General features: G+C 69.7%; 1 protein-coding gene. It reads left to right on the forward strand.

Annotated features, from left to right (window positions below; all coding sequences use genetic code 11):
• A partial coding sequence (locus tag HO151_RS04160; protein ID WP_173894756.1) for an acyltransferase domain-containing protein occupies positions 1-584 on the forward strand: 584 nt, incomplete at both ends.

Here is a 584-nt window from a genome sequence, read left to right on the forward strand (position 1 = left end):
CTGGACGAGCACCTGGAGCGTCCGCTGCGGGATGTGGTGTGGGGTGGGGACGCCGAGCTGCTGAACCGGACGGTGTACGCGCAGGCTGGTCTGTTCGCCGTCGAGGTCGCTCTCTTCCGTCTGGTGGAGTCGTGGGGTGTGCGGCCGGAGTTCGTGGCCGGGCACTCCATCGGTGAGGTGGCTGCGGCCCATGTCGCCGGGGTGCTCTCGCTGGGTGACGCCTGTGCCCTGGTCGCGGCGCGCGGCCGACTGATGCAGGCGCTGCCGGCCGGAGGCGCGATGACGGCGATCGAAAGCACGGTCGGTGAGGTACTGCCGCACCTCACCGAGAACGTGTCGATCGCCGCGGTGAACGGTCCGTCCTCCGTGGTGGTTTCAGGTGTGGAGGAGGCCGTCGAGGCGGTCGCCGAGGTGTTCCGGGAGCGAGGGCGCCGGGTCAGCAGGCTGCGGGTGTCGCACGCGTTCCACTCGCCGCTGATGGAGCCGATGCTGGAACAGTTCCGCGAGGTCGTGGAAGGGCTGTCCTTCGGCGAGCCGCGCATTCCGGTGGTCTCCAATGTGAGTGGTGCTTTGGCGGAGCCGGG

The organism is Streptomyces sp. 8P21H-1, assembly GCF_013302945.1.